The organism is Halomonas sp. Ps84H-12, from assembly GCF_024124725.1.
Classification (GTDB): domain Bacteria; phylum Pseudomonadota; class Gammaproteobacteria; order Pseudomonadales; family Halomonadaceae; genus Vreelandella; species Vreelandella aquamarina.
This window is the reverse complement of sequence record NZ_JAMXSJ010000074.1, coordinates 1-4,165: the sequence shown is the minus strand read 5'-3', so window position 1 is coordinate 4,165 and position 4,165 is coordinate 1. Positions and strand designations below refer to the sequence as shown.

Sequence of the window (4,165 nt, the reverse complement as noted above, 5' to 3'; positions counted from 1 at the left end):
ACGACGACCAGCTCACCCGCGACCCCCATAGCGAGATCTCCCTGATCTACTACCCCAACCGCGAAGGGTTGGAAGACCGGGTGTATCGCATCAAGACCGAGCGTAGTGGTGCCAGCACACCGGAGCCGCGCACCACGCATCAGGTAACGAACCTTGAGGTCTTGTCGCAGGAAGGAGACACGGTTGCGCTGCGGTTTAACTGGCACACGTTAAGTCACCGCTACAAAAAGACCGACAGCTTTTTTGGCACCTCGTTTTACACCCTGGACGTGTCGGGCGAGCGTCCATTGATCACAAGAAAAGTCGTGCAGCTGAATAACGACTATATCCATCAGGTCATTGACATTTACCACGTGTGACCTGATGGGAGAGGAGATTTAATCATGAGTTATACCATTGCCCTCAATTTTGAGGACGGCGTGACCCGCTTTATTGGCTGTAAAGAAGGGGAAACCGTTCTTGATGCCGCGTACCGGCAGAAAGTGAACCTCCCGATGGATTGCTCTGACGGCGTGTGTGGTACCTGCAAAGGCCACTGTGAGCAGGGCGAGTTTGATATGGGCGACGAGTACCTGGAAGAAGCACTGTCTGACGAAGAAGCTGCAGAAGGCCAAGTGCTGACGTGCCAAATGGTGCCGTCTTCGGACTGCGTTATCCAAGTACCTGTGGCGTCCACACTGTGCAAAACACAGGTGGGCAAAGTTGAGGGCACGGTAGCGGCGGTTGAGCAACTCTCCGAGGACAGTATTGAACTGGTGGTTGATTTAGATGATGAAGCGGGACTCGCCTTTTTGCCGGGTCAGTACATTCATATTGACGTACCTGGCACTGAGTTACACCGCTCTTATTCATTCAGCTCTCAGCCAAGTGATAAGCGAGCCACTTTCTTGATTCGCAATATTCCCAACGGGGTAATGAGTGGCTATCTGACCGAGCGCGCTACAGTAGGCGACAGGCTCACCCTAACAGGCCCATTAGGCAGTTTTTACCTACGCGAAGTAAAGCGTCCGGTACTGATGCTGGCTGGCGGTACGGGACTTGCGCCATTTTTGTCCATGTTAGCGCAACTGGTCGATAAGGGGTGTGATGCGCCCATCCACATGATTTACGGCGTTAATAAAGATGATCACCTCGTCAAAATAGATGCATTAGATGCTTTCGCTGAGAAGCTACCTAGCTTCAGCTACTCCACTGTGGTGGTGGACGAGGCCAGCGAGCATCCGCGCAAGGGGTATGTGACTCATCATATGGACGCCGCTGTCATGCATGATGGTGATGTGGATGTGTACCTATGTGGGCCGCCTCCGATGGTGGATGCTGTGCTCAAGTACTTCGATGGTGAAGGGATTGAACCGCAAAGCTTCCACTATGAAAAATTCACTCCTAACCAAGTGGGAGCGTAAGCATGAGCGATCAGCGTTCAGATAGGGCTCGTTTTCAGGATCGGGTGATGATAGTCACGGGTGCCGCTCAAGGGATTGGGCGGCGAGTTGCCGAGCGCGCGGCGGCTGAAGGAGCATGCTTGGTGCTGGTGGATCGCTCTGACTATATTCACGACGTGGTGGCGGAGATCAGCCAGGGCGGTAGTCAGGTGATGGCGGTACAAGCAGACCTGGAAACCTGGTCAGGTGCTGAGCAGGCAATGCAGGCGGCTGTCAACAAGTTTGGGCGTATTGATATTTTGATCAATAACGTTGGCGGCGCCATCAACTTCAAGCCCTTTACGGAGTTTAGCGAGGCCCAAGTTTCCGCAGAGATCAACCGCTCTTTAATGCCGACGTTGTGGTGCTGCCGCGCGGCTCTACCAACGATGGTGGCCCAGGGCGCTGGCGTGATTGTCAACGTCTCCTCTGTGGCGACCCGAGGCATCCACCGTATCCCTTACTCGGCGGCCAAGGGAGGTGTTAATGCGCTGACTGAGTCACTGGCATTTGAATACACTGATGCTGGCATCCGCGTAGTGGCCGCCGGCATCGGCGGCACCGAGGCGCCGCCGCGCCGGATCTCCCGCGGCACCCCCGAGCCTCGCAACGAGACCGAACGGGCTTGGTTCCAGGCACATATCGACCAGACCAAGCAAAGCTGCCTGATGAAACGCTACGGCACGCTCGATGAGATGGCCGCACCGATCCTGTTCCTGGCCTCAGATGAGGCGAGTTACATCACTGGCAGCGTGCTACCGGTGGGCGGTGGCGACCTCGGTTAGTTAGCAGTTCAAAAAAAGATAATTCTAAAGAAATATTAACTATAACTCTAAGCACAATAATCCCCTGGAGCACACCGTGAAACATATTGAGAAAGGCGTCAGCCTAAGGTATGCGCCCCGCGACTTCCTGCGTGACCTCAATGCCGACAATGCTAGTACGGGCTTGGTTGCAGGAATCTTGGGGCTCAGCGTTGGAGTGGTTCACATCAGTGCTGGTACTACGGCTGGCCTCGACTCCTCCTTTATCATGATATGGGTCATCAGCTACCTGATGATCAATGGCTTGTTTGGGCTTTTCATGCCCGCTTACTACCGCTTGCCGCTCCCGATGGCTAACTCCATCCCTGGGGCATTAATGTTTGCAGCGGTCATCCCTGTAATAGGCTTAGAGGCCGCGTTAGGAGCAAGCTTGATTGCAGGAGCCATCACGCTGGTCGCTGGTGTGACCGGGGTGATGGGTATCGTCATGCGTTTGATACCAATGCCAATAGTGATGGGCATGGTGGGTGGTATGCTGCTTAGTTTTGGCCTAAACATGGTCAAGCCGCTGGAGAGTGCCATTTTGCCTGCCTCTATTATGATCCTGGCTTTCTTTATCTCTACTCGGCTCTTTCGCAAGATCCCACCGCTGATCATCTCAATGTTGGCGGGCCTTACTTATCTTACTGTGACAGGGGTTGATCTATCAGGCATCGAGGCAACCATTCGCCTCCCTGAGTTCATCATGCCTGAGTTCACCCTTGGTGCCTTTCTGACCTACGGGCTACCGCTCGCTATCATTCTGGTTGGTATGGAGACACCCGCAGGTGTGGGTCTAGTCAAAGGCATGGGTTACAAAGATGCACCAGCGAATGCAATTACCGCCGTGGGGGGAATAGGCACCATGGTGTCATCATTCTTCAATCTGCATAGCACCTGCATTGCGGCACCGATGACTGGCGTTTGTGCTTCACCGGAGGCGGGGACTCACGAAAAACGCTGGGTAGCAGCCGTGATTGCGGGGGCTATCTTTGTGATTGCCGCGCCTTTCTATGGCTACGTGGTTAGTCTACTGGAGGCTACGCCACGATACTTTATTGCCATTATTGCGGGATTGGCACTCATGCGGGTAATCACCTCTTCAATGGCTATCGCTTTTTCTGGCAAGAAGCATGAAATAGGCGCTCTGTTTGCGTTTCTGATCGCCGCTTCAGGAATTCAGATTCTTGGTATTGGCGCCACATTTTGGGCATTAGTCTTAGGCGTGGTTGTGTCGGCAATTTTTGAAACCAAAGACTTCGAGTTTATTTTTACTCGTGAGGTAGCCAAGAAGAGCGGCTAATCTCGCGTAATATCTGCAATTGCTCATAGTTATCCTCTTGACCCGTATCTGCCTGTGCAGTGCGGGTCTTTTTTATACATGCTATCTACCGATAGCTCTTTATCCTTTTGTCGCAAGATACAAACATTAGGGACTCATTTATTGCCGGTCAGAAGAGCGCTATGCCCCACAAAATGCGCTCTTTTTGTTTTAAAGCCGCTTTTTGTCGTTGTTTGTTAACAAGCTAACAATAAGGGCTTTAGAATTCTTCTCTGTAAATAGATGATTAGCCATTTTTAGCGGTAACTCTCAGGGGAAATGGAAAAATTCCACGTAAGTCGAGATACCTTCGAAGTATGGAAAGGAACTCAAACGATATTGGTCTGGCGGAGATGACCTGATCGATATTGGTAAAGAATATAACAAAACTATCGCCTTTAGGCCCTAGATAGACATATTCCAACCTTCACAAATGCACTACCGCTATCGACGGGCATAAGCCAACGATAAAAAATCTAAGATAGGGTTTCATCATGACCGTAAAAATCTTCGACACCCCCGAAGTCCAAACCTTCCTGAATGCCGTGGCGGGTCTTGACCAAGCCGGTGGCAACGACCGCGCCAAGCAGATTGTCCATCGTCTGGTCGGCGACCTGTTC

General features: G+C 52.2%; 4 protein-coding genes. All 4 read left to right on the top strand.

Translation table 11 applies throughout. The annotated features are described in order from the left end of the window. The coding region (locus NH344_RS17940) for an aromatic-ring-hydroxylating dioxygenase subunit beta (protein WP_253028268.1) at positions 1-359 on the top strand (359 nt) is incomplete at its 5' end. 24 nt (positions 360-383) lie between these two features. Further along, positions 384-1,403 (top strand): benzoate 1,2-dioxygenase electron transfer component BenC, encoded by a 1,020-nt coding sequence (benC, locus tag NH344_RS17935; RefSeq protein ID WP_062375709.1) that lies wholly within the window; start codon positions 384-386, stop codon positions 1,401-1,403. 2 nt (positions 1,404-1,405) lie between these two features. Then, a complete protein-coding gene (gene benD, locus NH344_RS17930; RefSeq protein WP_062375712.1) occupies positions 1,406-2,206 on the top strand; it encodes a benzoate diol dehydrogenase BenD in 801 nt (266 codons plus the stop codon). A gap of 163 nt (positions 2,207-2,369) precedes the next feature. After that, positions 2,370-3,527: a benzoate/H(+) symporter BenE family transporter gene (locus NH344_RS17925; protein WP_253028267.1), complete on the top strand. Its 1,158-nt coding sequence runs from the start codon at positions 2,370-2,372 to the stop codon at positions 3,525-3,527. Positions 3,528-4,165 lie beyond the last annotated feature (638 nt).

Excerpts from the sequence above, each read along its gene's own strand:
- benD (WP_062375712.1), top strand. The coding sequence starts at position 1,406 with ATGAGCGATCAGCGTTCAGATAGGGCTCGTTTTCAGGATCGGGTGATG.
- benC (WP_062375709.1), top strand. The coding sequence starts at position 384 with ATGAGTTATACCATTGCCCTCAATTTTGAGGACGGCGTGACCCGCTTT.